Genomic DNA, 25,181 nt, shown 5'->3' on the forward strand with positions numbered 1-25,181 from the left:
CTTCGGTCCTCTTAACGGTTCTGTTCCGGATTCCACTGGGCATACCGCTGACCGCGCAGGAACTGCCACAGGCCGAGACTCATCCCGGCGAGGGTGACCAGCAGAAACGCGGCGAGGCGGAACGGTTTCGGCAAGCGGTGTTGCGCATCCAGCAGCCCGGCAATTGCCACGCTGTAGCCGAACAGTTGCGCGATCAGGCTCAGGCGATAGAAAGCGTGCTCGTCCCACAGCCAGCAATTGCTCAGCAGCAATGGCAGCAGGAGTACCGGCGCCAGGCGGCGGATCAATTTGTGGCTGATCAACGCCAGGGAATACAGGCCATGCTTGAGCGGGTTGAGCAGCTCGCGGCGCTGGGCCAGGCTTTGCAGGCCGCCGACGGTGACGCGCTGACGGCGGCGAAACTGTTTGTCCGCCTCGTCGACGCCATGGTCGATCACTTGCGCTTCGGGCACGTAGACGATGCGCTTGCCGGCTACCGGCGCGCAGGTGCTGATAAAAAAGTCGTCATTGACCTCGGCCGGTACGTTCTGGAACAACTCGCGGCGCAGGGCGAGCAGGGCGCCGTCGGCCGAGACCATGCAACCGGTGCGGTTCTCGACCCGGCGCAACCAGCCTTCGTAATGCCGATAGAGGCTGTCGCCGACACTCAGACCGCCACCGGTGACCGGGATCACCATGTGCCCGGCGCAAGCGCCGACCTGTGGATCGCTCAGCGGCGCGAGCAAGTGACCGAGGGTGTCGCGTGACCATTGGTTGTCGGCATCGGTGAACACCAGAATGTCGCCGCTGCTCAGGGCCGCGCCGGCATTCAGCGTGGCGGCTTTGCCCTGACGCGGCAGGTCAAGCACGGTGATGCGCGGATCAATCACTTTGTGCGCGCAGGCCACGGTGTCATCGGTAGAGCCGTCGCTGGCGAGAATGATCTGCAGCGTTGCCGGTTGATAATCCTGGGCCAGCAGCGTGCGCAACTTGTGCTCGATATGCCGCGCCTCGTTGTGCGCGGCGATGACGATGCTGACGTTCAGCGGCGGCGCCGGCGTGTGTCGCCACGCTGGAAACAGCGGCGCGAGGATCGTCAGCAACAGCGGGTAGCCGACGTAGGCGTAGACGGGCAGCAACAGGCACATCCAGAAAATGAACTCAGCCACGGGCAGGCCTCCTTGCGTTCCATTGACACAGACTCAAAATGAACGCCGCGCCGGCCAGGTGCAGGCGCAGCCAGTGCAGGCCCCACAGTTGCAGGAGCAGAATCGGATCGCGGTGCTTGATGCTCTGGCGAACGCTCAGGACCAGACCGGGGATCACGGTCAGGGTGACCATCACCGCCGCGTGATGGGGAAAGCCGTCTAGCAGTGCGGAAATCGCCAGGAAATCGAGGATCCACACCAACAACGACAATATTGGAAAGCGCAGCAGGCGCAGGCTCATGCCATGGGTGCGCAGCAGTTGCAGATGGCTGCCCTGACGCCACATTTCCTTGCCCATCCATTCGCGCCAGTTCATCTCGTAACCCCAGTGCAGCGCGACCTTGTCATTGACCGACAGCAGACGCGCGCCCTGTTCGTGCAGGCGCAGGGTGAATTCCTTGTCTTCGCCAGTGCGCAGGGCCTCGTTGAAACCGCCGACCTTGTCGAACCATTCGCGACGCATCAGCAGGTTGGAACTGGGCAGCCAATCGACACTGTGGCTGACGCGGTGCGACGGCTGCGAAGTGCGCCGCTGCCAGGCCGTGGCGAACCATGGCGCCTCGGCCGGCGTATGCAGATCCAGGCCGAACACATCGGCTTGGCCACTGGCTTGGATGTCGAACAAGGGCTGCAACCAGGTTTCAGGCATTTCCACGTCGGCGTCGATGAAGGCCAGCCATTCCCCGCTGGCGATCGCCGTGCCGCGATTACGCAGCGCGCCGATCAACAGCCCCGGCAAGCTCAGCACGGTTGCGCCGAACTGCCGGGCAATCTGCGGACCCTGATCGGTCGAGCCGTTGTCGACCACGATTAGCTCGCACTCGACGTTGGCCGCGTGTGCGGCTTTCTGCGCGGCGAGCAGGGTACGGCCAATGTGCCGCGCCTCGTTGTACATCGGGATGACGATGCTGATCCGCTTCATGCCTGCGTCTCCGGGGTCAGTGGCGCCTGCTCGGCCTTGATGCGCAGGACGCTGGTCAGCGCCAGCATGATCCACACGTATTTCTGGTTCGGCGCGCTGAGGAACATCAGGAACAGGGTCAGCGACAGAAAGCTCACCCCCATGTGGGTCATCATGTCCGCCCGATGTCCATCACCGCGCAGCATCCACGCCGCCCGCGCGCGAATCAGGTTGTACAGACCGAGCCCGAGCATGCCGACGAAGAACAGCCCGGCGGGCACGCCCAGTTCGCTGAAGATTTCCAGATAGGTGTTGTGGGCGCGCCGGTACAGATCGCCGATCTTGCGGTTGGCGGAAAACGCCTTGGCGTAACCGGTGGTCGCGTAATGCAACGGGAAGGTCCCGGGACCGGAGCCGAGCACCGGATGTTCGCGGATCATCTGGCCGCCGACGACGATGTAGGAAGCACGGCGGCCGAGGGATTCGTCCTGCGCCTTGGAGCCGGCGCTGAGGATGCTCAATGACTGGATCCGCGCCATGTAACCGGCCGGCATGGCGTAGATCGCCAGCGGAATCACGATGGCCGCACCGAGCATGACGAAACCCAGATGCCGTGGGCGGATGTGGGTCAGTTGCGCGCGGTAGTGCCAAATGCCGATGAGCAGGCTCAACGCCAATACCACCAGACCTGAGCGCGATTCGGTCTTGGTCATGCCGCCCAGCAACAGCAGGCAGCAGGTGCCCCAGAACAAGCGGTGCAGCAGGTTCGGGCTGCGGATCACCAGCAGCAGACCCAGAGGAATGGCGAAGGCGATGAGCATAGCGAAGGCGTTGGGGTCTTCGAGCAGGCCGGCGGCGCGGCCCTGATCCTGAAACTTCGCCGAGAACATCGCCATGGCGCAGGTCGCGGTGACGGCGAGGGTCACCAGCCGGGCGAACAGGTCGAGGTTCAGTTCGCGGCCGATCAACAAGGTAATGACAAACAGCACCAGACCAACGCTGAGTTCGCGCAGATGCCCCAGCGACATGCCCATGTCATCGGTATTGAGCAGGCTGAGAAAATACAGAACCATGAAGCCGATCAGGCAGTGCCACAGGTTGCTGCGCAGGCGTTGCGACGGAATCTGGTGCAGCGCCAGTTGCAGCATCACGATTACCGCCAGGGAGGCGCCGAGCAACTTGCTTCCCGACACTGAACTGTCCTTGAAGAACCCTTCGAACGGCACCAGCGCGGCAATGCCGAGCAGGCCCCATGTCGGCTTGCGGTACAGGACGGTGAAACCGACCAGGCCAATCACCGCCCCCGGCGCCAGATACGGCCAGGGACTGGCCAGCAAACCGAGGCTGACCAGGGCGAACAGACTGACGATCGAGAGCGGGAAAATCATGCGCGTGTCTCCCGTGCCGTTTGGATGTACAGCTGCGACCAGCGTTCGGCCAAAGCCTTGAGGTCGTAGCGCTCCTGTTGGGTGCGTCTGGCGTTGTCGCGCAACTGCGCGGCCAGCTTCGGTTCGGCCAGCAGTGTGTCGAGCTGGCGGGCGAGGGCGGCGGTATCCGTCGGCGCCGCGAGCAGGCCGTTGTGACGGTCCTGCAGGACATCGGGAATACCGCCGACCGCGAACGCCACCACCGGCACGCCGGCCTGCATCGCTTCGAGCAGAATCATTGGCGTGCCCTCGGTGCGCGAGCTGATCACCAACGCATCGAGTTGCTGCCACCAGCCTTGCATCGCCGTCTGGTAGCCCGGCAGGCGAATCCGCTGCTGCAACCCGGCAGCATCGATGCGCGCCTGCAAGGCCTCGCGTTCCGGTCCGTCACCGAGCATCACCGCGTCCAGTTGCGGATGCTGGTGACACAGTGCGATCAGCGCATCGAGGAACAGGTCCGGGCCTTTCTCGCTGCTCAATCGACCGACGTAACCGGCCAGCCAGCGTTGCCGCTCTGCCAGCGACGGCATCGCTGGCGCCGCTGGTAAACCGTTGGGAATCACCTGCAACTTCTCCGTCCGGACGTTGGCCTGACGGTGCAGCACGGCGATACTTTCCGCCACGCAGACCACCCGTTTTACCGACGCCGTGCGGCACAGTTGCAGGCTTAGCCAGGTGTAGAACTTCTGCTTGCGACTGCGCGGCGTGAACCCGTGCTGGGTGATCACTAGCGGCAGGCGCAACAGCGTGGCGCCGACCCAGCCGAACAGCAGTCCTTTGAAATTGTGGGTGTTGAGCAACGGTTTGTCGCCACGGCGCTGACGCAAGTGCCGCAACAGCTCGCCCGGCCCTGAACAAGCGCGAGCGTCCACCCCAGCCTCGCGAAAGCGCGAGATCAGCTCAGGCGGTGCGTCGAGGAACAGCACCTGGTGCTGCCCCGGCGTGGCCAGGCAATGATCCAGCAACATCCGCTCGGCCCCGTAGAAGCCGCCGCTGCTGAGCAAATGAATGATCGGCAGGGCGACGATTGGGGTGGACACCGCGTTCAATTGCGCACCCAGTGAACCAGGCTCGGCATGGTCCAGTTCTTGTGCGGATTGCCCGGCTGCGACGTTTCTTCGTTGAGCACCAACAGCACCGGCAGGCCCAGCTCATGGCTGATTTGCGCCGGATGCTTGAAGCGGTGATCGAAGAACTCACGCACGTAGACGAACGCGATTGCCAGCAGCAGACCGGTGAACAGCCCGAACGGGATGATCAGCAGCGGTTTCGGGAACGCTGCCTCGGTCGGTTCGAACGGCGGGCTGAGCACCCGGGCGTTGGACAGGTCATCGTTGAGCGAGCGCGTGGTGCTGCTTTCGGCAAAACGCTGGGCATAGGTGGAGAACGCTGCGTGCAGCGCATCGATCTCAGTGTCCATCTGGCGCAGTTTGCTCTGGGTCTGCTGCAGGTCGCGGATGCGGTTCTTGAACTCGGCGATGCGCGCGGTTTTCTGCTCGATCACCTGCTTGACCACGGCCAGATCGGCGGTGCGTTCCTGGATGCGGTTGCTCACCACTTTGAGAAACTGCTGACGGGTGCGGGCGATCTGCTCGCGGGTCAACAGCATCGGTTCGCTGCCGGGCTGGAACACCGCCAGATCGTTCATGTAACGGCTGACCTGGCTGGTCAGTTGCTCGCCCATCTGTTTGATTTCCCGGTCCTCGAACGCCACGTTGTCGACGGTGGTGGTGAAGGTGTAGGGGAAGGTGTAGTCGTTGAGCTTGCTACTGCTGGCGGCGGCGAGCGCGGTTTTCAGATATTCGAGCCAGCGTTGGCTTTGCAGCAGGCGGTCCTGATACAGGTTCAGCGCCTGTTCTTCAGTGTTGATGGCGTTGAGGCGGAAGGTGATTTCCTCCTTCGGATCCGCTGCGCCGACATTTTCCAGCAGTGCTTGACGATTACCTTCCAGGCCATCGAGACGCACTTGATACTGGTGCTTTTTGGTCTCGTAGAACGACTGCGGCAAGTCGATCGATTGCAGGGCCTGACGGCTGACCAGATAGTTCTGCAGCAGGGCGCTGACAAACGTCGTGCCTTGCTGCGGATCCGGGAAGCTGTAGGTGATCGAGATCACGTTGGAACCGGGCAGGGTTTCGATTTTCAGGCTGTCGACGGCTTGCTGGGTCAGGGCGTCGAGGGTGGTGTCACGTACCGGATCGGTTTCCATGCCGAGCCCGTCGCGAAGCGGATTGATCACGTACTCGCGCAGCGGCGTCGAGACGTAGCGCTTGAATGGTTCGCCGAGCAACTTGGCGAACACCCCGGGTGGCGGGCTGTATTCGCCGTTGTCGCGCAGTTCGCTGATGGTCTGACGGATCAGCGCTGGCGAGCGGAGGATGTTGCTCTCGGTTTCCATGTCCGCCAGCGACGGCGGAATGAACGTGGCGTTGTCCACCGTGAGCGACGTGGTGGCGTCGCCCTGAGAGAGTTTTTTCGACTGCACGATGACCTGCGCGGTGATATCGAAGCTCTGTTTGAGCAGCAACGGCAGGAGCAGGGCGATGACTGCAAAGGTCAGGAAGACGCGCTTCACCAGCTGCTTGTTGGCGAAGAAAATCCTGAAGAACTCATGCAGGTAGTTTTCCTTTGGGTTCATGTCGGTCACCTGTGAGTTAGTTGTCACTGTCTTTGTTGTCGACGCGGTAGCCGAAGCTGAAACCGACGCCCTGGAACAGCACCACATCAGCCAGTTGGCGGGCGAGTTCGCCGGCGCTAGCCAGTTTGGTTTTTGGCACGTAGAGCATGTCGTCCGGTTGCAGGTAGGCGATTTGCGGGGCGTCGCCGGACAGCGCTTTTTCGACGTCGTAGCGCACGGCTTTCACCTGATTGCCGTTGCGCCGCATGATCACCACCGAATCCAGCCGCGCCTTGACGTTGGTACCGCGCGCCAGGGTCAGCGCCTCGAGCACCGACACCGGCCGGCGGATCGGATACGAGCCCGGTTGTGCGACCTCGCCGAGCACGTAGATCTCGTTGCCTGCGGTGGACTTGAGCAGCACGTCCACGGTCATGCGGCCCGGCAGTTGCGCGTACTTTTTGTTGAGGAACGATTCCAGTTGATTGACGGTCATGCCTTGCAGCGGCACGGCGCCGATTTCCGGAAAACTCGCGTAGCCGTCAGTGCCGACGGTGATCTCGCGGCTCATGCCGGTGGCCGGGTGATTGAGGGCGCTTTTCAGGTTCTGCTCGTTGCTCAGTGGGCTGATGATCTGCACGGTGAGCTGGTTGCGGTTGGGCTGGAACAGCTGTTTGCGCTGATACACGCGCTGGATTTCCTGACGCGCTTCTTCGCTGGTCAGCCCGGCGATCTTCACCGAGGTGTTGGCGCCCGGCAGTTCGATGGTGCCGTCGGGCAGCACCAGTTGATTGCCGTTGAGCTGGCTGGCGGCGGTGAAATTCAGGCCGATCTGGTCGCCCGATTGCACGCGGTAGGCGTCCGAACCGCTGGTGCTGATATGGAAGATCACGTCCAGCACATCCTGCGGGCGCAGGGTCTGCTCGATCTTCGGCATATCGGTCGCCTGGGCGTTGGCCGGGGAGGCGGTGAGAATATTCACCGGCATGTTCTGGGTGTCGGAAGTGCTGGAGCAGCCCGCAAGCGGCAGCAACAGCAGGACAAGCATTCTGGCGTTCATGGCGTCATCCTTTGCGTTCGCTTACAGGTTTTTGTAAAGCCATTTGGGCATGTAGTACTTGCGCCGGTTGAACACGCTGCCGACCACTTTCGCCCCGGCCTGAGTCAGGCGTTGCACAGCGGCCTGGGCGACTTCCCAGCGGGTGTCTTCGGCGCGCACGACAAACACCACGCCGTCGACCTGAGTACTGATGACCAGGGTGTCGGCGGCGGAATACACCGCGTCGCCGTCGATCACCACAAAGCGGTACTGGCTGCCCAACTGGTCGAGCAACGGGCTCAGGCGCTCGGCGGTCAGGTGTTCCAGCGTGCGGATCGGCCGGCCGTTGGGCAGCACATGGAAGGGCAGGCTCGAGACCTGCACCACGCAGTCCTGCAACAGCGGCGGGTTGCCCGGGTTGAACAGCAGGTCGCGCAGGCCGCGCTCCTTGCCGAGGTTCATCTGCTGGGTGAGGTTGTTCGCCGACTGGCTGGCGTCGACCAGCAGCACCTGGCCGCTGCTCATCTGCGCCAGCTGACTGGCCAGTGCCAGAGCGCTGGTGGTGGTGCCGGCGCCGGGGTTGGCGGCGGTCAGGAACAGAATGCGCAGATCGAGATCCAGCACGGTCGAAGTCAGATTCGATTCGCTGGGGCTGGCGATGCTCAGGCTTTTATTGGTTGAACCGTCCATTAGCTTGCTCCGTGGCCGCTGAATACTTTGAAGGGGGTTTTCAACAGAATCTTCAGATCAAGCAGAAGGCTCTGCTCGGCGATGTAGCTGAGGTCCAACTCAACGCGCTGGTCGAAGTCGATGTTGCTGCGTCCGGAGATCTGCCACAGACCGGTCATGCCGGGGTAGATCGCCAGACGCGCGAGGTGATTGTCCTTGTAGCGGTAGGCGTTGAACGAGGTCGGACGAGGGCCGACCAGGCGCATGTCGCCGGTCACTACGTTGATCAGATTGGGCAGCTCGTCGAGGCTGGTGCGCCGCAGAAAACTGCCGATGCCGGTGACGCGCGGGTCCTTGTCGATCTTGAAGTCGATGGCGTCAGCCCCGTGTTTGTTCAGGTGGCGCAGCGACTCTTTGAGTTCTTCGGCGTTGCTGACCATGGTGCGGAACTTGAACATGCCGAACTTGCGCCCGCGATAACCGGTGCGTTTCTGCACGAACAGCACCGGCCCCGGGCTGGTGAGCTTGATGGCCAGGGCCAGGCCCAGCAGCACTGGCGAGATCAGCACGAGAATCGTCAGCGCGCCGAGGCAGGCGACCACCCGGTTGGTCCGCGACAGCTGCCATGGGCGGCCGCCATCGCGGCCGCTGAGCCAGCCGCGACCCTGGCGGTGGATCGCTGCGTCGAGGCGCATGCGATGTTCCGGGTCGACGCGCTTGTCAGGGCGCATCTGTGCAATCGACACACTTCTTTCATGTCCAGTCATGGCGTCCTCCGCATTCAATCAGCCGCAAGCGGCGCACGGGCAATGGGGTAGTAGTCGCGGAACCAGGCGATGAAGCGGCCCAGTCCTTCATCCAGTTCTATCCGGGGCTGGAATCCGGTGGCCTGGGCCAGATCGCTGGCCTCGGCGCAGGTGTTGAGCACGTCGCCCGGTTGCAGCGGCAGCAGCTCGACAATGGCTTGCCGATCGAGATGTTTTTCCATCAGCGCGAGGTAGGTTTTCAGTGCAACCGGCTGCTGCCCGCCAATGTTGAACAGACGCCACGGCGCCATGCTGCTGGCCGGGTCGGGCTGCTCGCGATCCCACTGCGGATTGGCTTGCGGTGGCTGATCGATGAGGCGTGCGATGCTTTCGATGATGTCGTCGATGTAGGTGAAATCGCGCTGGTGCTCGCCGTAATTGAACAGCTTCAGCGGCTCGCCTTCGCTGATCGCCCGGGCGAACTGGATCGGCGACATGTCCGGCCGACCCCAAGGCCCGTACACAGTGAAAAAGCGCAGGCCGGTGCAGGGAATGCCGAACAGATGGCTGTAGCTGTGCGCCATCAGTTCATTGGCTTTCTTGGTCGCGGCGTACAGCGACAGCGGATGGTTGACGCCATCCTTGACCGAGTAAGGCGTGTGTTGATTGGCGCCGTACACCGAACTCGACGAGGCGTAGATCAGGTGTTCGACCGGGTGGTGGCGGCAGCTCTCGAGAATGTTCAGGAAACCGTTGAGGTTGCTGTCCAGATACGCCCGTGGATTGTCCAGCGAATAACGCACCCCGGCCTGCGCAGCCAGATGGATCACCACTTGTGGCTGCTCGCGGGCAAACAGCGCATCGATCGCCGAAGCGTGGGCCAGATCCACCGTGGCCAGCGGAAAATCGCCGACCTGCTCGCGCACCCACTGCACGCGGTCGTGCTTGAGCTGCGGGTCGTAGTAGTGATTGAAATTGTCCAGGCCGACCACCGAATGCCCGTCGCGCAGCAAGCGCAGGACGCAATGGGCACCAATGAAACCGGCGGCACCGGTCACCAGAGTTTTCATGGCCGCAGCCCTTCGGGGGCGATGTGGCGCAGGCCTATGCCGCTGTAATGCAGGCCGGCGGCGGCTACTTGTTCCGGGTTGTAGAGATTGCGCCCATCGATGATTACCTTCGAACGCAGCTTCTCGGCGAGCAGCTCGAAATCGACCACGCGGAAGTTTTTCCACTCGGTGCAGATCACCAGCGCGTCGGCGTCTTCAAGGGTGTCGTCGCGGGTCGCGCACAGGTGCAGGTCGTTGCGGTAGCCGTAGATGCGCCGGCACTCGGACATGGCTTCCGGATCATAAGCCTGCACGCTGGCGCCTTCGGCCCACAACGCGTCCATCAGGTAACGGCTGGGGGCTTCGCGCATGTCGTCGGTGTTCGGTTTGAACGCCAGGCCCCAGACGGCGATGGATTTGCCGGCCAGGCCTTGCGGAAACTGCGCGCGCAATTTGCTGAACAGGATGTGCCGTTGGCTGTCATTGACGTCGGTGACGCTGCGCAGCAGTTTCAGCGGCATGCCGTTGTGTTCGGCGGTGTGCAGCAAGGCCCGCAGATCCTTGGGAAAGCACGAGCCACCGAAGCCGCAGCCCGGATAGATGAAGTGATAGCCGATGCGCGGGTCGGAGCCGATGCCTTTGCGCACCGCTTCGATGTCGGCGCCGAGCAGCTCGGTGAGATTGGCCAGTTCGTTCATGAAACTGATGCGGGTGGCGAGCATCGCGTTGGCCGCGTATTTGGTCAGCTCGGCGCTGCGGTTGTCCATGAACATCAGTTTTTCGTGGTTGCGGCAGAACGGCGCGTACAGCTCGCTCATCTGCTCGCGGGCAGCGTCGTCGCGGGTGCCGATGATGATCCGGTCCGGGCGCATGCAGTCGGCGAGGGCACTGCCTTCCTTGAGAAATTCCGGGTTGGAAACCACACGCACCTGCAGCTCGGTTTTTCCGCGCTGCAGCAATTCGCTGGTGGCCGTGGCCAGAACCTGATCGGCAGTCCCGACCGGCACTGTGGATTTGATGATCAGCGTGCGATCGGCCTCCATCAGGCCGGCGATCTGCCGGGCGACGTTGAGTACATGGCTGAGGTCGGCTGAGCCGTCTTCGTCCGCCGGGGTGCCGACGGCGATGAAAATCAGCTCGGCGTGAGTCACCGCATCACTGGCCTGGGTGCTGAACAACAAGCGCCCGGCCTTGATGTTTTCTTCAAGTGTTGCGGACAGGCCTGGTTCACTGATGGGCGGTACCGCTTGTTGCAGTTGTTTGATCTTGTTCGGATCAATATCAATGCATAAAACCCGATGACCGACATCGGCAAGTGCAGCGGCTTGTATAAGTCCGACATAGCCAGTGCCAAATACGCTCACGTCCATCTGCGCACCTCAATAAAACCAGAAAAGTTAACTACGGAATGAGATTGTTAAAGGGGTATAGCGCAGGGTTTGAAAAGCGTGTCAGCAAAATGACATGTTGCACGGGTATAACACTTGAGGCGTTTTTGGCGATTGGCCATCAAGTCATTGCTGCGATTGAATTTGTTCTTTCTTTGCAGATTTGTTCAGATTCAATTTAACCGACAGACGGTCTAAGTCCCCGAAATTAAAGGCTTTCATCCCCCCGGGTGTGTCAGATTTGAGTCACCGTTTTTTTGACGCTTTACCCGGCTATCAGTCATTTCTTGCGCTTTGATGGCCGGGTGCTAGTGTCAGGTTCTGACCGACAAAGCTTTGACAACCTCCCATTTCGGACGGCCGGTATCGCCATGTTCAAATACGCCAAGGAACTGCTTTTAGTTGCCTACTTATTGCTCTTTTCCGACTACTATCTGGACCGGTTAAATGCTATCGGGTGGGGTTTTAATGTACTTGTTTTTGGCGCGATGTTTTTGGCGCTTACTTTCGCGTTATATCTAACTGCCTATATACGTCAGGCTCTTGTTCGACATGCGTTCGCATTAACGCTGTTTGTTGCGGCGGTTTTTTTCGATGTCTATACCCGGGTCACGGCGGATTACCTGAGGTACAGCGATTTTGTCTCGCTGGTGTACTCCGGCGGCTTCATTCAGGAAGCGGCCTATCAGTACCGCGACGCGATCCTGCGCGCGCTGCTCAGTGGCTTGCTGCTGTTGTTCGGCATCGGGCTCAAGCCGCGTCATGCGCTGTTCATACCCAACACGTTGCGGGTCGCGGCGCCCCTCGTCGGCGTATTGATGCTCAGCGGATTGTTGTTTCTACGAGCGGGTGAGGGCGCACGTGGTCTGCCGATCATGTACACGCCGCTGGCCTACCTCAACCTGTTTGCTTACGAAGCGTTGCATGACACCGTCGGCCCGCGTGAATCGGTGACGCTTGCGCGCGCCACGCCTGCCGTCGGCCACGATATCGTGCTGATCATCGACGAAAGCATTTCCGGCAATTACCTCGACATCAACGCGCCGTTCGGCGTGCACAGCAACCTCAAGCAAGCGCCGGCCGGGGTCGATGTCTTCAACTTCGGTTATGCCGCGTCCATTGCCAACTGCAGCGCCGACACCAACGTCACCTTGCGCTACGGCGGCACCCGCGCCGATTACAGGCGCATCAACAGCACGTTGCCGTCGATCTGGCAGTACGCGAAGAAGGCCGGGCTCGGCACGGTCTACATCGACGCCCAACGCACGGCCGGCAACCTGCAGAACCTGATGACCGCCGCCGAGAAAAACGACATCGACAGTTTCGTGCAATTCGACCAGACCAGCGTGCGCGACCGCGATATGGCGGCAGCGGCGAAGCTGATTGAACTGCTCAACGACAATCGGCCCGAGCTGATCGTGATCAATAAGGTCGGCGCGCATTTTCCGGTGCATGACAAATACCCGGACGCGTTCATGGCCTACCGGCCGACGCTGCCGCGCGGGCAGTTCACCGAAGTCGCCGACACTGGCGAACGCCCCGGTTTCAATGGCCAGCCGGATGACTGGGTGCTGTATCGCAACGCCTACAAGAACACGCTGTTGTGGAACGTCGGCGAGTTCTTCGCCCGGGTGTTTGCCCAGGCCAATCTGGACAATGCGCTGCTGATCTACACCTCCGATCATGGCCAGGATCTGCATGAGCGCGGCAACCCGGGCTTGAATACCCACTGCGGCGGCGACCCGGTGGAAGAGGAGGGGCTGGTGCCGCTGGTGGTGATTCAGGGCCGTGGATTGCAGACGCCGGACTGGGCGGCGAATCTGCCAGCAAACAAGGACCGCTCCAGCCACTACAACATCTTCCCGACACTGTTGCAGGTGATGGGCTACGACTTGGGCGCAATCGAAGCGGTGTATGGCAAACCGCTGAGCGTGCCGACGGCGGATGAGTTCACTTTCAACTACCGCTTCAATGCGCGCTTGGGGGCCAAGCCTGAGTGGAAGCATATCGATCTGGGCAGCATCGTTACGCCTGAGCGGGCACCGGCGAGTGTGGCTGCGGGGCAATGAGTTTTGAGTTGCTCGGGCGGGCCTCTTCGCTGGCAAGCCAGCTCCCACAGGGTTCGAGGTTGTTCACAAATCCTGTGTCAGCACTGGCCTCTGTGGGAGCTGGCTTGCCAGCGATGGGGCCAGCACTGACACCAGCCAATTCAAAGCTTCAGCCACCGCGCCCGATACTCCCCAGGCGCGCACCCCAGCCAGCGCGCGAAAGCCCGGTTGAATCCCTGCACATCGCTGTAACCCAAGCGATCCGCCACGTCGACCAGCTCCAGCGCCCCGGATTGCAGCAGGTCCTCGGCACGATAGCGGCGATGCTCATCAAGCAGTTCGCTGAAAGTCCAGCCCAACGCCTTCAAACGCCTTGCCGCCGTGCGCTCAAGCAAATGCTGTGTAACACAGAACTGCTGCCAATCCGCTGTCGCCAGATCTTCGATCAGATAATCGCTGAGCTGTCCGAGCAAGGTCGATTCACTGAGACGTCGGGTCTGTTCCAGCAGATCGACAAGCGTTGTTTCCAATGCCGGATTGCCCGGTGTCAACGGCATTACGAACAGCTGCGGATCCAGATGAATCGCCGCGCATGATTGCTCTGCGCTCACCGGCGCGCGCAATGCCGATTGATGCTGCTCGCGGCTTGCCGATGCCAGTGCCACACCTAGCACCGGATCACGATTCACGCCGCTGGCGAGCAATTTGCGTCGTACCAGGCTGCACAGGCTGACAAGGATGTAATCGGTCAGCGCCGCCGGAGCACCAAGACTGCCGTCGTCGACCAGACGCAGTGTTACGCCGTCATCTTCACGCAGGATTTGCACACGGAAATGTCCGTTGAAAAACGCAAAGTACTCGGCGAAAAACGCACAGGCACGTTCCAGCGACACGGCGACATCGAACAGATAGGTCAGCCCGTTGGTGGCCGTCGAAACGAAACGTTCACCCGCCGCCAGACCGATCAGTGGATCCCCGCTCTGTTCCACGGCAAACGCCCAGAAGCGCCGCGACATCAGCAGCGGCATGCGCGTGAACGGCGTGCGCAGATCGAACAGGCTGCGGCGCAGCTGCGCTTCGATGGCGTCTTGGGTAACGCCGCGCGCGAGCAATTCTTCAATGGCCGGCAGCAGGGTCGGCGCGTAAAAAGCGTTGACGGGTTGCGGATCGATTTTGCTCATGTTGTGCGCGCGTCTCCCGTAGCTCCGTTAGCCGCCAGCAAACGCTGATCGACGCTGAGGATCGCCTCGATCATCGCCCGCGCTGCTGGCGTCAGGGTAAAACCGGCGCGGCTGACGATGCCGTAACCCAATTGCAGCGCCGCCTCGTCATGGGGGACGTCGACAAAGTCGAGCAGCTCGATCAGGCCTCGATCAAGTTGTTCACGCAAGGCCTCAAGCGTGGCGAGCCCCACCGCGTCTGAACGCAGCACTACGCGCTGGATCGCGTCAAATTGTGCGCACTCGACGCTCGGGGTGAAGTCCTGCTCACCGAGGATATCGGCGAGTACCTTGCGGATCATCGGAGGAATGCGCGTGCCGACGATCGGGTAATCGAGCAGGGCGCGCAATCGCAGGTCTCGTTGCGCGAGGAGCGGATGGCCGGCGCGACAGAAAAACCGTCCCGGCCGCGTGCGCAGCAGGTACACCTGATACTGCGGATCGCTGACAAAGTGCCGCGCATCGGCGACGAAAAACTCGATCTGCTGCTCGCGCAACCACAGCGTCAATTGCTGCCAGTCGCCCTGATGAAACCGCGTGCGAATCGCCGGATGCGCATCAATGAAGTCGGCCAGCGCTTCCGGCACCAGCACTTGCGCCGGATACGGACCGCAACCGAATTGCAGTTCGCCGCCGGTGAGGCCGTTGTATTGCGTCAATTCGTTGTGCAGCGCCTGACTGCCAGCGAGCAGGCGCCGCGCATGTTGCAGCACCAGTTGGCCTTGCCCGGTCAGGCGAAACTCACGGCTGCTGCGCTCGACCAGCTCGCAGTCAAGGTCACGCTCCAGAGTCTGGATGCTGCGGCTGAACGCCGGTTGGCTGAGGTTGATCGCCTCGGCGGCGCGACCGAAGTTGCGGTAATCAGCGAGGGCGACCAAGTGGCGAAGCTGGCGAAGATCCATCATGCGTCTCCTGCATTTTGCGAATACTTTTAATGCATTGGATCGATAGCACGTCCGCTGGCATAAGTACACGCCTGTTCTTCGATGGCCGCCTTCATGTCTCAGCCTCTGTTCGCCTCCAGCGCGTTCACCCGCACGATTCTCGCGCATGCTCGCCAGTCCGGGCTGTGCCCGCAACGCTTGATGACGCGCGTCGGGATCTGCCCGTCTGTGCTTGCCAGACAGCATCAATTGATCGCCGCACAAGCGGTTGAACGGTTGTGGCGTGAGTGTGAATGGGCCGGGGTAGCGCCGACGTTTGGCTGCGAACTGTCCGACGGGATGGCGACCGATTGCCTGCAAGGACTGAATATTCTGCTCGACTCGGCCGCGACCCTGCGGGCCAGTCTGAAGTGCTTCATTGACTGCTTGCCAAGGGTGATCAATTACGTTGCGGTGGAGTTGGTCGAGGCAGGCGACGTGGCTCGTTTGCGCCTGCGTTCGCAGCAGGGGCAGCTCCATCATTTCGCTCTGGATGCGGCGGCGATAACGCTGGTGCGCAACATTGCCCGTCGACTCGGCGGGGCGCCTGGAGATTTGTTTGTGAGTGTCAGCCTGCGCCCGGCGCAAATGGCCGGTGGCTGGCTGCGTGGAGTGGGTATCGCGGTGGAGCAGGGCGAGCATCTGTGCCTGACCTTGCCGCGCTCCAGGCTCGATCAGGCTTTGCTGGGCGCCAACCCGTTTCTGCACCAGAGCATGCTGCGCCACTGGCACGCTGCAACTTGCGCGCCTGCGCGTGAGGACAATCTGACGATGGCGCGGCACTGGCTGACGGCGGGCGATCAACCGATCGAGCGGATCGCTGAGCGGCTGGGTTATCGCCAGCCGAGCAACTTTATCCGCGCGTTTCGCAAACAGTTCGGGATTACGCCGAAGCAGTTCCGGTTGAATCCGGGGCAGGTTTGTTGAAAGCAGGATTGAGGTGATTGATCGTTATTGAGGGTGCCAGCAAGATTTACCCCCTCACCCCAGCCCTCTCCCCCAAGGGGGCGAAGGGGAAAGGGAGCCGATCTTCATGGCGTTCGGAATCTGAGTCCTACTCGGTATCCCACCTCGCCGTATCTCGTACATCCAACACGGTCAGTCTCCTCTCCCTTTGGGAGAGGGCTAGGGTGAGGGGCTTTTGACTTACGGCGTGACGATATTGAACTGCGGCCCGAACGTATCCAGGCTGCCCATCAATAATCCGAATTTCTGACCATTGCCCTGCAACTTCACCAGTCCTTTTTGCATCGCCGTCGGGAAGTCCAATTGCTTCAGGCTGATCTTCTCCAGCGTATCGCGGCTCAGGCTGACGCTCGCATCCGCCGCCGGATTCAAGCCGGCGCGGTGAGTCAGCACGCCGTTGCGCAGGGTCAGGGTGAAATCCTTTTGCACATCGTCGAACGTCCAGTTCAGCGTCAGGTCATGGGCCACGGCTTTGTCGCTGTCCAGGCGTACCGCGAGGTAATCGAAGAACATTTCCGGACTCATCGCCCGGACCATGTCCACCGATACGGTATTGGCAGACTGCGGTGGTACGCCGTTGCGCAGTTCCATCGCACCGGTCAGGTACATGTTGCGCCAGGTGGCGTTCTCGCTTTGATAGCCCAACTGTTCCAGCGTCTCGGCTTGAGCGTTGCGGGCATCCGCATTGTCCGGATCGGCGAACAGCAACTGGTTGCCCAACTGCGCGGCCCATCGGTAGTCAGCGCTGGCCATCGCACTGCGCATTTTCTCCAGCACCGACGCGGCACCGCCCATGGCCTCGACCGAGCGTTTAGCCGCATCGACCGGGGGCAGCGGATTGAGATTGGCCGGGTTGCCGTCGTAGAAACCCATGTAGCGCTGATACACCGCGCGCGTATTGAAACTCAGCGAGCCGTAATAGCCACGGGTGTACCACTTCTGATCGAGCGAGCCGGGCAGTTTCTTGATTGCTTCGGCAATTTCCAGCGGCGTCAGGCCCTGGTTGAGCAAGTGCAGGGTGCGGTCGTTGATGAACGCGTACATGTCGCGCTGATCGGCGAGCAAAGTACGAATGCGCTCACCACCCCAAGTCGGCCAGTTGTGTTGGGCGAACAGCACGTCGGCCTTGTCGCCGTAGCGGGCCAGGCTGTCATCGAGGTATTGCGACCAGGCTTTGGCGTCACGCACCTGCGCACCGCGCGGGGTGAGGATGTTGTGCATCATCTGCGTGGCGTTTTCGGCCATGCACAAGGCTTTCAGCTGCGGTAGATAAAGGTTCATTTCCGCGGGCGCTTCGGTGCCTGGGGTCAGCTGGAATTCGACTTGCAGGCCAGCGATGGTGCGGGTTTCCAACGGCTCGGCAATCAGATCGGTAGGCGCGATCAGTGTGACCGTGCCACCGCTGGGCGCGCTCTTGCCGAGGCCAGCGTCGACCTGGCCTTTTTCACTGCGCGGCAACAGGCTGCCGAACTGGTACTGCGCGCGGCGGCTCATGGCATTGCCGGCCATGACGTTCTCGCTCATCACGTGTTCCATGAATCCCGCTGGCGCATACACCTTGACCTTGCCGGACTTGACATCGGCCTCGTCGATCACCCCGCGCACGCCGCCGAAATGATCGACATGAGTGTGGCTGTAGATCACTGCGACGACCGGTTTGCGCGGGCGATGGGCGTAGTACAGATCCAGCGCCGTCCTGGCGGTTTCGGCCATGGTCAGCGGATCGATGATGATCAGCCCGTCGTCACCTTCGATGATGGTCATGTTGGCGAGGTCGAGACCGCGTACCTGATACAGCTTGGGGCTGACCTCGAACAGACCGGCGTGGGCATTGAGTTGGGCCAGCCGCCACAGGCTCGGATTGACCGATTCCGGCGTCTTGTCTTTGGCGAGGAAATCATAGGCATTGACGTTCCAGATGACTTTGCCGGCGGCATCCTTGATCTGGCCCTTGAACGGTGCGATCAAGCCTTTGCTGACGGATTCGAAATCGGTGCGGTCGCTGAAAGGCAGGGTTTGCAGGACGGCAGCGTTGCTTGCAGCGGTTTGCATGCTCGGCGCCACCGGACCGTCAGCAGCGAGCAACGGCTGGCTCAGGCAAGTGGTGATCAGGCAGGTCAGCAGGCCACGCGGGCTCAGGATGAAACGGGGCATGGGTGTCTCCGGTTTTATTATCGTTATGGCCGAACAGCCAGCAGCTTAAGGCGCGGCGCTGGGTTGACGATGATCATCAGCGGACAAAAACCATTCAGGGCCGCTATCCTAGGCCCAGGTTCACTGATCGGGTTTGCCCATGCTTGAGGTTCGCGACGTTTTCAAAAGCTATGCCACGCCACAGGGATTGTTGCCGGTGCTGCAAGGCGTCGACCTGACGCTGGAGGCCGGTGGCAGCCTGGCGCTGATGGGCGAATCGGGCAGTGGCAAAAGCACGCTGCTGCATCTGGTGGCGGGGCTGGACAAGGTCGACAGCGGCAGCATCCGCAGCGGTGAACATCGTCTGGAAGCCATGAGCGAAGCGCAACTGGCCAACTGGCGACGTACGGAAATCGGTCTGGTGTTTCAGCAGTTCAACCTGATCGGCAGTCTGCGCGTGGAAGACAATCTGGCCTTTCAGGCGCGCCTGGCCGGGCGCCATGAGCCGCGCTGGCAAGCGCATCTGGTGCAGCGTCTGGGTCTGGGCGATCTGCTCTCGCGGTATCCCGAGCAACTCTCCGGCGGTCAGCAGCAACGAGTCGCTTTGGGCCGGGCATTGGCTTCGCAGCCGAAATTGCTGTTGGCCGATGAACCCACCGGCAGCCTCGATGAAGCGACCAGCGATGAAGTGCTGCGGCTGTTGCTGGAATTGCTCGATGACACGCCGACGACCCTGCTGATGGTCACCCACAGTCAGCGCGTCGCGGCGCGATTGGCCCAGCGTGTGGTGTTGTCGAACGGGCGGGTCGCCTGATGATCTGGCGGCAAACCCTGCGCGCGCTGCTCAGCCACTGGCGGCGCCATCCCGTGCAGTTTTTCAGCGTGCTGACCGGGTTGTGGCTGGCCACCAGTCTGCTCACTGGCGTCGAGGCGCTGAACAGTCAGGCACGTGACAGCTACGCGCGGGCCAGCCAGATGATCGGCGGCGAACCACAGGCCAGCCTGAGCACGCCGAATGGGGCGCTGTTTCCACAGCGCTGGTTTATCGAATTGCGCCGTCAGGGCTGGCCAGTGTCACCGGTGTTGCAGGGCCGGCTGACGCTCAAGGGCCAGGAAGATCAACGCATTCAAGTGATGGGGATCGAGCCGGTGTCGCTGCCGTCGGATTCGGCAGTAGCCGGGCAGGCGATGCCGATCGAGCGCATCGTCGAGTTTTTCAGCCCGCCGGGCAGCACCTGGATTTCCCCGGACACGATGCAAATGCTCGGCTTACGCGAAGGTGATACACCGCAAACCGTAAACGGCCAAACCCTGCCGCCACTGCTCGCGCAGAAGGACATGGCGCCGGGCCTGTTACTGGTCGACATCGGCGTAGCGCAACGCCTGCTCGAACAACCCGAGCAATTGTCGCGACTGCTGCTACCCAAGGACTTTCATCAAGAATTACCGGCCAGTTTCAATGATCGCTTGCAGCTCAAGAGTAGCGGCGAAGAAAACAACCTCGCGCGGCTGACCGAGAGCTTTCACCTCAATCTCGATGCCCTTGGATTTCTGTCGTTTCTGGTCGGCCTGTTCATCGTCCACGCCGCCATCGGCCTCGCTCTGGAACAGCGCCGAGGTTTGCTGCGCACCTTGCGCGCCTGTGGCGTCAGTGCACGAATGCTGATCGCATGTCTGGTGGTTGAACTGGGTGTGCTGGCGCTGATCGGCGGATTATTCGGTGTGATCAGCGGCTATTGGCTGGCCAGCGTGCTGCTGCCGGACGTCGCCGCCAGCCTGCGCGGTTTATATGGCGCGGAAGTGGCGGGGCAGTTGCGCCTGAGTCCCTGGTGGTGGTTCAGCGGCATAGGGCTGAGCCTGCTCGGCGCGTTGCTGGCCGGGGCCAACAGTCTGCTGCGGGCGGCGCGCCTGCCGTTGCTGGCGGTGGCCGATCCGCAGGCGTGGCATCAACAGTATTCGCGCTGGTTGCGCCGACAGGGTTGGCTGGCGACAGCGCTGCTGACAATTGCGCTGGCGGCGCTGATCTGGGGCGACACCCTGAGCAGCGGTTTCGTGCTCATGGCCGGGCTGTTGCTCGGTGCCGCGCTGGCCTTGCCGGTGTTGCTCAGCGCGTTGTTGAACCCGTTGCTCGGGCGCAGTCGTTCGGTGCTCGGCCAGTGGTTTCTCGCCGACTGCCGCCAGCAACTGCCAGCCCTGAGTCTGGCGCTGATGGCGCTGCTGTTGGCGCTCGCCGCCAACATCGGCGCCGGCAGCATGACCGCCGGTTTTCGCCAGACCTTCAACGACTGGCTCGAACAACGCCTGAGCGCCGAGCTGTACATCAACCCGGCCAATCCGGCGCAGGCTCGCGAGATGCAAAGTTGGCTCAGGCAGCAGCCCAACGTGACCGCTGTGCTGCCCAACTGGCAGGTTTCGGTGACGCTGCAAGGCTGGCCGGCCGATGTCTACGGCATCATCGACCACTCCTACTATCGCCAGCATTGGCCGTTGCTCGACAGCAGTGGCAGCGATCCGTGGGGCAAACTGGCCACGGACGATGCGGTGATGCTCAGCGAACAACTGGCGCGACGCCTGAAAGTGAAGCCGGGCGAGCATCTGAACATTCCCACGCCGAACGGCACATGGTCGCCGCGCATCGTCGGCATCTACGCCGACTACGGCAATCCGAAGGGGCACGTGCTGATCAGCAGTGAGCACCTGCTGCGCGGCTGGCCGCAACTCACGCCGAACCGCTTCAATCTGCGTATCGACCCAGCGCAGATTCCGGCGCTGCTCAACGCCTTGCAGGCGCGTTTTGCGCTGGATGACAACCGCATCGTCGATCAGGCGCGGCTCAAGGGCTGGTCGGTGCAAGTCTTTGAACGCACATTTGCTGCGACAGCAGCTTTGAACAGCCTGACCCTGGCCGTGGCGGGTGTGGCGCTGTTCATCAGTCTGCTCACTCAGAGCCAGAGTCGCCTCAGTCAGCTCGCACCGCTGTGGGCGCTGGGCGTTACACGCAAACAATTGATGCTGCTCAACCTCGGTCAGACCTGGCTGCTTGCCGTATTGACGTTGCTGTTGGCGCTGCCGTTGGGCATCGCCCTGGCGTGGTGCCTCGATGCGGTGATCAACGTGCAGGCGTTCGGCTGGCGACTGCCGCTGCGGGTGTTCCCGTTGCAGTTGTTGCAACTGATGGGCCTGGCCTTGCTCGCGACTTTACTGGCTTCGGCATGGCCGCTGTATTCGCTGTACCGCACACAACCGGCGGACTTGCTGAGGACATTTGCCCATGAGGACTAAATGGCTCGTGCTGATGATTGCGCTGCTGCTCGCTGGCTGCGATCAGCCTGCACCCGAGGAAAAGGGCTTTGCCGGCATGGGCGATCAGGCGCAATCCTTCACCCCGGTGGTGCCCGGTCGGATATTCAGCTTTCCGGCCGATCATGGCGCGCATGATGGTTTTCGCATTGAGTGGTGGTACGTCACCGCCAACCTCAAGGATCAGCAGGGCAATGATTTCGGCGTGCAATGGACGCTGTTTCGCAGCGCCCTGAAACCCGTCGCCGAGCAGGCCGGTTGGGGCAACCAAACGATCTGGCTGGGCCATGCGGCAGTCACTTCGCGCTCGGTGCATCATGCCGCCGAGCGCTACGCCCGGGGCGGAGTAGGCCAGGCCGGCGTGCGCTTGGCGCCGTTCGAGGCGTGGATCGATGACTGGATGTTTGCCAGTCAGGCGCAGGATCCGTTGAGCGATATGCAACTCAGTGCTCGTGACAAGAATTTCGCTTATCAACTGCGCCTTACCTCCAGCCGACCGCTGGTGCTGCAGGGCGACAACGGTTTCAGCCAAAAATCCGAAGAAGGCCAGGCGTCGTATTACTACAGCCAGCCATTTTTCCAGGCCAGCGGCACGCTGCAGATCGACGGCCAGGCCTACACCGTTAGCGGCCCGGCGTGGCTCGATCGCGAGTGGAGCAGTCAGCCACTCACCGCCAATCAAACTGGCTGGGACTGGTTCTCGCTGCATCTGGACAGCGGCGAACACGTGATGCTTTATCGCATGCGGCAGAAGACCGGCGCGCCTTATCTGACCGGCACCTGGATCGCCGCTGACGGGCAGATTCAGACGTTGCGCAGCGAGCAGATCAGCCTTGTGCCGCAGGACACGGCAAAGGTTGCCGATCGACCGATGCCGGTGAAATGGTCGATCCGCATTCCTGACAAGAAACTCGATATCAGCGTTGACGCGATCAACCGCAATGCGTGGATGGATTTGCGTATCCCGTACTGGGAAGGGCCGGTGAAGATTGATGGCAGCCATCCTGGCCAAGGCTATCTGGAAATGACCGGGTATTAACGGCGGCACCGCTTTCTTCCCTGTGGGAGCGAGCCTGCTCGCGAAAGCGTCAGCGCTGTGACCGCTGAGTTAACTGACTGGAACTCTCGCCAGCGCTCTCCGCTCTACCCAGAAACCCGCCATTTTCGGACTCACCCATGAGCGACGACCTGCAACCCCCAGACCTCGACACCTGGCAGCGCCTGTTCGACGATCAAGCCTACTGGCAGAACTCCCCTGACGCTCACTACCTCCATCTGCAGCGCATCGCCGATGACCTGCTCGGCCAAGGCGCGATCGATCTTGAGCAATGGCAGTTGATGCGCGCCAAAGCCGACGATCTGCACAAGCAGTCACCCGAGGTCAACGTCGCCCGCGAACTCGAAGATCCCGAAGCCTGAGGACTCCTGCCATGAATACCACCAGCAACCAGAACGACAACCCCGACGAACCACGCCCGGCCGGTGAAACCGAGCGCGACAATGATGCCCTGCGCCCGACCGATCCCAAGCAGCGGCAGGACAGCGGCAAAGGCACGCCGAGTGGCGAATCCACTGCGCAAGAGACCGCCAAGCCACATACCCGTGGGCCACAAACCCAAGTCAAGCCCTGAACAGCGTCTATGCTCACTGGCACGCCTGCTGCAGAAGTCGTTTCGGTGGCGGGCGTCGCCATTTCATCACAGGGAAAGTAATGCATATGAAGCTCGACGCTCTGGCCAAGGCCATCACTCTCGCAACGCTGCTTTCTGCTGCCAGTTTCGGCGCTTTAGCTGCCGATATTCCGTTATCTGCCGTCGTTGAGGCCGATTCCGTTACCACCAAAGTGCTCGCCGTCGACCCGGCCAATCACCAGGTCGTGCTGGAAGGCCCCGAGGGACGTCAGGTCCACGTTCAGCTCAGCGACAAAGCGAAAAATCTCGCCAATCTCAAGGTGGGGGACCTGGTGAAGATCGAAGTGCAGCGGTCTGTCGCGGCTTATCTCGACACCGATGTAGATAAAGGTCTGCCGGGCACCACCGAACGTACCGGCGAACTGCGCAAGGCCCCGGGCAGCGATAACCCGGGCGGCGAGGCCTATCGTCAGGTTCAGGTGCAGCTGAAAATCAGCAAAATCGATTTGAAGACCAATCAGGTCACCCTCCAAGATCCGTCCGGACAATCGAAGACGCTCGATGTGAAGAAGCCGGAGATTCAGGCCAAGTTGAAAGATCTGAAAGTAGGGCAAAGCGTTATTGTCACTTACACCGATATCCTGAAAGTGACCAGTCAGCACGATAGTTGAGTATTAACTCTACAAGTTTATTGCTCTTGTATAACTTTATGTATGAGAGCAATCATATAAAGTTTTTTGTAAGACAATTCCCGGGATAAATCGGTAAAACACAGTTTTTAAATTTTCAGTGCAAAAATTTCATGTTTGCCCATGACGACAGGTCCACTTGTTTGAATTAAAATCCTCGGCGTTCGCCCAGTGTCAGGGCTCTTTACCGGTGCAAGGATTGCCAGGCCGTAACACTGGGCGAACTCCACTACTGACGAAAGTTGTATACAGAATCTGCAAACAAAAAGGGCGACTTTGCAGTCGCCCTTTTTTATTGTTTTCGATCAAGTCGAAGCTTGCATACCGGTTTTGCCATGCTGCCCCTGCAAGCGCTTGAGTGTCTGCTGGTACATTTTTGTACGGCGATGATCCTTGCCATATGTGCCTGCCGCCGCGACGGTGCCGGCCTGGATGTGATCAAGGTAGCGGAAGATCTTCCGCGGCGAGAGAAACCTGACGCCATAGCCCAACCCGACCATTCGATCCTGAAGCGTGTAACCAGGCACCTCCTCATCCATGCAGAAGTGCAGCCCGAGCGACTTCATCAAACGCGCATTCCACAGCGTACAGAAACTTTTCAGATGCGTTTCTTTATACGGGCGTGGTGGTTTCGAACGCAGGCCGAAATGAACTTTTAGCCGACGAACATGATGTTTGCAGAACCGCGAAGTTAACCGCCAGGTATCACGCAGTAACCCACGATCAAGTTGCTCAACACAACCGACCGCCGCCATGTCCGCACTTTTCGTGCATTCGCGCATCATCATCGCGAACACTTCCATGTCGTAGACAAAGGTATCGGTGTGCAGCAGAAACAAATAATCGGTCTCAACTTTCGCCAAGGCCAGATCCAGCGCCTTGCCATGGGCAATATGCCCCATTTCCTTACCGGGCGACGGCCGCTCGATCAGATTGATCCAGTCCAGCGAACGCAAATAATCGAGGCTGGCATCCGTCGAATCGTTATCCACCACCCACACTGGAATGCCCTGCGCCTGAACATGCTCGCGCAACAGCTCCAGACACATGCGGGTGATGTCCGGAGTTTTGTAATTGACCAGAACAAGACTGAAGTTGGGATGCGGCTGGGTAGGCAGATCGAAGGCTTTCATGTCGGAGGGACTCATCACGGCTCAAGACGACAGGTTGATGAGCCGGGATGCTAGCGGGGGAAGCTTAGGTGAAGCTTAATTTGCCGATCTGATTGGTTTGTGAAAACAAGCGGGA

General features: G+C 61.0%; 22 protein-coding genes. 8 read left to right on the forward strand and 14 right to left on the reverse strand.

What is annotated here, in order from left to right; all coding sequences use genetic code 11:
• Positions 1-11 precede the first annotated feature (11 nt).
• The 10 genes from AB9L16_RS09275 to AB9L16_RS09320 are packed head-to-tail and all read right to left on the reverse strand — an operon-like array spanning position 12 to position 11,005.
• A complete protein-coding gene (locus AB9L16_RS09275) occupies positions 12-1,148 on the reverse strand; it encodes a glycosyltransferase family 2 protein (protein ID WP_150635726.1) in 1,137 nt (378 codons plus the stop codon).
• Positions 1,141-2,109: a glycosyltransferase family 2 protein gene (locus AB9L16_RS09280; RefSeq protein ID WP_095179532.1), complete on the reverse strand. Its 969-nt coding sequence runs from the start codon at positions 2,107-2,109 to the stop codon at positions 1,141-1,143. The genes AB9L16_RS09275 and AB9L16_RS09280 overlap by 8 nt, the downstream gene beginning before the upstream one ends.
• Complete coding sequence (locus tag AB9L16_RS09285; RefSeq protein WP_095179533.1) at positions 2,106-3,476, reverse strand: O-antigen ligase; 1,371 nt, start codon at positions 3,474-3,476, stop codon at positions 2,106-2,108. The genes AB9L16_RS09280 and AB9L16_RS09285 overlap by 4 nt, the downstream gene beginning before the upstream one ends.
• The gene (locus AB9L16_RS09290; protein ID WP_122751100.1) at positions 3,473-4,564 is read right to left on the reverse strand and encodes a glycosyltransferase family 4 protein; all 1,092 of its coding nucleotides are present in this window, start codon (positions 4,562-4,564) and stop codon (positions 3,473-3,475) included. Before AB9L16_RS09290 ends, AB9L16_RS09285 begins: the two co-directional genes overlap by 4 nt.
• The gene (locus AB9L16_RS09295) at positions 4,561-6,153 is read right to left on the reverse strand and encodes a Wzz/FepE/Etk N-terminal domain-containing protein (protein WP_095179535.1); all 1,593 of its coding nucleotides are present in this window, start codon (positions 6,151-6,153) and stop codon (positions 4,561-4,563) included. Before AB9L16_RS09295 ends, AB9L16_RS09290 begins: the two co-directional genes overlap by 4 nt.
• Before the next feature lie 16 nt (positions 6,154-6,169).
• On the reverse strand, positions 6,170-7,192 hold the full coding sequence (locus tag AB9L16_RS09300; protein ID WP_095179536.1) for a polysaccharide biosynthesis/export family protein: 1,023 nt from the start codon (positions 7,190-7,192) through the stop codon (positions 6,170-6,172).
• 21 nt (positions 7,193-7,213) lie between these two features.
• Positions 7,214-7,861 (reverse strand): CpsD/CapB family tyrosine-protein kinase, encoded by a 648-nt coding sequence (locus tag AB9L16_RS09305; RefSeq protein WP_024012451.1) that lies wholly within the window; start codon positions 7,859-7,861, stop codon positions 7,214-7,216.
• Positions 7,861-8,607, reverse strand: coding sequence for a sugar transferase (locus tag AB9L16_RS09310; RefSeq protein WP_016774101.1), 747 nt, complete (start codon positions 8,605-8,607; stop codon positions 7,861-7,863). Before AB9L16_RS09310 ends, AB9L16_RS09305 begins: the two co-directional genes overlap by 1 nt.
• Before the next feature lie 14 nt (positions 8,608-8,621).
• Positions 8,622-9,656, reverse strand: coding sequence for an NAD-dependent epimerase (locus tag AB9L16_RS09315; RefSeq protein WP_375123411.1), 1,035 nt, complete (start codon positions 9,654-9,656; stop codon positions 8,622-8,624).
• Positions 9,653-11,005, reverse strand: a complete 1,353-nt coding sequence (locus AB9L16_RS09320) for a UDP-glucose/GDP-mannose dehydrogenase family protein (RefSeq protein ID WP_056784540.1) — start codon at positions 11,003-11,005, stop codon at positions 9,653-9,655. The genes AB9L16_RS09315 and AB9L16_RS09320 overlap by 4 nt, the downstream gene beginning before the upstream one ends.
• A 389-nt stretch (positions 11,006-11,394) precedes the next feature.
• Between AB9L16_RS09320 and AB9L16_RS09325 the strand changes: the two genes are divergently transcribed.
• Complete coding sequence (locus tag AB9L16_RS09325) at positions 11,395-13,092, forward strand: sulfatase-like hydrolase/transferase (RefSeq protein WP_375123412.1); 1,698 nt, start codon at positions 11,395-11,397, stop codon at positions 13,090-13,092.
• Positions 13,093-13,232: 140 nt separating this feature from the next.
• On the opposite strand, the gene AB9L16_RS09330 is transcribed toward AB9L16_RS09325, so the two are convergent.
• Both AB9L16_RS09330 and AB9L16_RS09335 read right to left on the reverse strand, forming a co-directional pair.
• Complete coding sequence (locus AB9L16_RS09330) at positions 13,233-14,252, reverse strand: helix-turn-helix domain-containing protein (protein ID WP_375123413.1); 1,020 nt, start codon at positions 14,250-14,252, stop codon at positions 13,233-13,235.
• Positions 14,249-15,193 carry a LysR family transcriptional regulator gene (locus tag AB9L16_RS09335; RefSeq protein ID WP_375123414.1) on the reverse strand — a complete coding sequence of 315 codons (945 nt, stop codon included), beginning with the start codon at positions 15,191-15,193 and terminating at the stop codon, positions 14,249-14,251. The genes AB9L16_RS09330 and AB9L16_RS09335 overlap by 4 nt, the downstream gene beginning before the upstream one ends.
• A 96-nt stretch (positions 15,194-15,289) precedes the next feature.
• On the opposite strand from AB9L16_RS09335, the gene AB9L16_RS09340 reads away from it, so the two are divergent.
• Complete coding sequence (locus AB9L16_RS09340) at positions 15,290-16,141, forward strand: helix-turn-helix domain-containing protein (RefSeq protein ID WP_375123415.1); 852 nt, start codon at positions 15,290-15,292, stop codon at positions 16,139-16,141.
• Positions 16,142-16,360: 219 nt separating this feature from the next.
• On the opposite strand, the gene AB9L16_RS09345 is transcribed toward AB9L16_RS09340, so the two are convergent.
• A complete protein-coding gene (locus AB9L16_RS09345; RefSeq protein ID WP_375123416.1) occupies positions 16,361-18,334 on the reverse strand; it encodes an alkyl/aryl-sulfatase in 1,974 nt (657 codons plus the stop codon).
• 139 nt (positions 18,335-18,473) lie between these two features.
• Here AB9L16_RS09345 and AB9L16_RS09350 point away from each other — a divergent pair, with 139 nt between their 5' ends.
• The 6 genes from AB9L16_RS09350 to AB9L16_RS09375 all read left to right on the forward strand — a co-directional run bounded on the left by AB9L16_RS09350 (position 18,474) and on the right by AB9L16_RS09375 (position 23,915).
• Positions 18,474-19,127 carry an ABC transporter ATP-binding protein gene (locus AB9L16_RS09350; protein WP_016774109.1) on the forward strand — a complete coding sequence of 218 codons (654 nt, stop codon included), beginning with the start codon at positions 18,474-18,476 and terminating at the stop codon, positions 19,125-19,127.
• Positions 19,127-21,595, forward strand: coding sequence for an FtsX-like permease family protein (locus AB9L16_RS09355; protein ID WP_375123417.1), 2,469 nt, complete (start codon positions 19,127-19,129; stop codon positions 21,593-21,595). The genes AB9L16_RS09350 and AB9L16_RS09355 overlap by 1 nt, the downstream gene beginning before the upstream one ends.
• On the forward strand, positions 21,585-22,652 hold the full coding sequence (locus AB9L16_RS09360; RefSeq protein WP_375123418.1) for a lipocalin-like domain-containing protein: 1,068 nt from the start codon (positions 21,585-21,587) through the stop codon (positions 22,650-22,652). The genes AB9L16_RS09355 and AB9L16_RS09360 overlap by 11 nt, the downstream gene beginning before the upstream one ends.
• Positions 22,653-22,789: 137 nt before the next feature.
• On the forward strand, positions 22,790-23,032 hold the full coding sequence (locus tag AB9L16_RS09365) for a hypothetical protein (protein ID WP_305382640.1): 243 nt from the start codon (positions 22,790-22,792) through the stop codon (positions 23,030-23,032).
• 11 nt (positions 23,033-23,043) lie between these two features.
• Positions 23,044-23,244 carry a hypothetical protein gene (locus tag AB9L16_RS09370; RefSeq protein WP_056784567.1) on the forward strand — a complete coding sequence of 67 codons (201 nt, stop codon included), beginning with the start codon at positions 23,044-23,046 and terminating at the stop codon, positions 23,242-23,244.
• A gap of 86 nt (positions 23,245-23,330) precedes the next feature.
• Positions 23,331-23,915 (forward strand): hypothetical protein, encoded by a 585-nt coding sequence (locus AB9L16_RS09375; protein ID WP_041478611.1) that lies wholly within the window; start codon positions 23,331-23,333, stop codon positions 23,913-23,915.
• A gap of 323 nt (positions 23,916-24,238) precedes the next feature.
• On the opposite strand, the gene AB9L16_RS09380 is transcribed toward AB9L16_RS09375, so the two are convergent.
• A complete protein-coding gene (locus AB9L16_RS09380; RefSeq protein WP_353187888.1) occupies positions 24,239-25,066 on the reverse strand; it encodes a glycosyltransferase in 828 nt (275 codons plus the stop codon).
• Positions 25,067-25,181 lie beyond the last annotated feature (115 nt).

Source organism: Pseudomonas sp. LW8 (assembly GCF_041956865.1).
In the GTDB taxonomy this organism is placed as follows: domain Bacteria; phylum Pseudomonadota; class Gammaproteobacteria; order Pseudomonadales; family Pseudomonadaceae; genus Aquipseudomonas; species Aquipseudomonas siliginis.

Bases quoted from the DNA above. Each gene is read 5' to 3' on its own strand.
- AB9L16_RS09310 (WP_016774101.1), bottom strand. From the start codon at position 8,607: ATGACTGGACATGAAAGAAGTGTGTCGATTGCACAGATGCGCCCTGAC.
- AB9L16_RS09330 (WP_375123413.1), bottom strand. From the start codon at position 14,252: ATGAGCAAAATCGATCCGCAACCCGTCAACGCTTTTTACGCGCCGACC.
- AB9L16_RS09350 (WP_016774109.1), top strand. From the start codon at position 18,474: ATGCTTGAGGTTCGCGACGTTTTCAAAAGCTATGCCACGCCACAGGGA.
- AB9L16_RS09370 (WP_056784567.1), top strand. From the start codon at position 23,044: ATGAATACCACCAGCAACCAGAACGACAACCCCGACGAACCACGCCCG.
- AB9L16_RS09360 (WP_375123418.1), top strand. From the start codon at position 21,585: ATGAGGACTAAATGGCTCGTGCTGATGATTGCGCTGCTGCTCGCTGGC.
- AB9L16_RS09300 (WP_095179536.1), bottom strand. From the start codon at position 7,192: ATGAACGCCAGAATGCTTGTCCTGCTGTTGCTGCCGCTTGCGGGCTGC.
- AB9L16_RS09285 (WP_095179533.1), bottom strand. From the start codon at position 3,476: ATGATTTTCCCGCTCTCGATCGTCAGTCTGTTCGCCCTGGTCAGCCTC.
- AB9L16_RS09325 (WP_375123412.1), top strand. From the start codon at position 11,395: ATGTTCAAATACGCCAAGGAACTGCTTTTAGTTGCCTACTTATTGCTC.
- AB9L16_RS09365 (WP_305382640.1), top strand. From the start codon at position 22,790: ATGAGCGACGACCTGCAACCCCCAGACCTCGACACCTGGCAGCGCCTG.
- AB9L16_RS09295 (WP_095179535.1), bottom strand. From the start codon at position 6,153: ATGAACCCAAAGGAAAACTACCTGCATGAGTTCTTCAGGATTTTCTTC.
- AB9L16_RS09375 (WP_041478611.1), top strand. From the start codon at position 23,331: ATGAAGCTCGACGCTCTGGCCAAGGCCATCACTCTCGCAACGCTGCTT.
- AB9L16_RS09280 (WP_095179532.1), bottom strand. From the start codon at position 2,109: ATGAAGCGGATCAGCATCGTCATCCCGATGTACAACGAGGCGCGGCAC.
- AB9L16_RS09315 (WP_375123411.1), bottom strand. From the start codon at position 9,656: ATGAAAACTCTGGTGACCGGTGCCGCCGGTTTCATTGGTGCCCATTGC.
- AB9L16_RS09345 (WP_375123416.1), bottom strand. From the start codon at position 18,334: ATGCCCCGTTTCATCCTGAGCCCGCGTGGCCTGCTGACCTGCCTGATC.
- AB9L16_RS09340 (WP_375123415.1), top strand. From the start codon at position 15,290: ATGTCTCAGCCTCTGTTCGCCTCCAGCGCGTTCACCCGCACGATTCTC.
- AB9L16_RS09305 (WP_024012451.1), bottom strand. From the start codon at position 7,861: ATGGACGGTTCAACCAATAAAAGCCTGAGCATCGCCAGCCCCAGCGAA.
- AB9L16_RS09320 (WP_056784540.1), bottom strand. From the start codon at position 11,005: ATGGACGTGAGCGTATTTGGCACTGGCTATGTCGGACTTATACAAGCC.
- AB9L16_RS09355 (WP_375123417.1), top strand. From the start codon at position 19,127: ATGATCTGGCGGCAAACCCTGCGCGCGCTGCTCAGCCACTGGCGGCGC.
- AB9L16_RS09335 (WP_375123414.1), bottom strand. From the start codon at position 15,193: ATGGATCTTCGCCAGCTTCGCCACTTGGTCGCCCTCGCTGATTACCGC.
- AB9L16_RS09380 (WP_353187888.1), bottom strand. From the start codon at position 25,066: ATGAAAGCCTTCGATCTGCCTACCCAGCCGCATCCCAACTTCAGTCTT.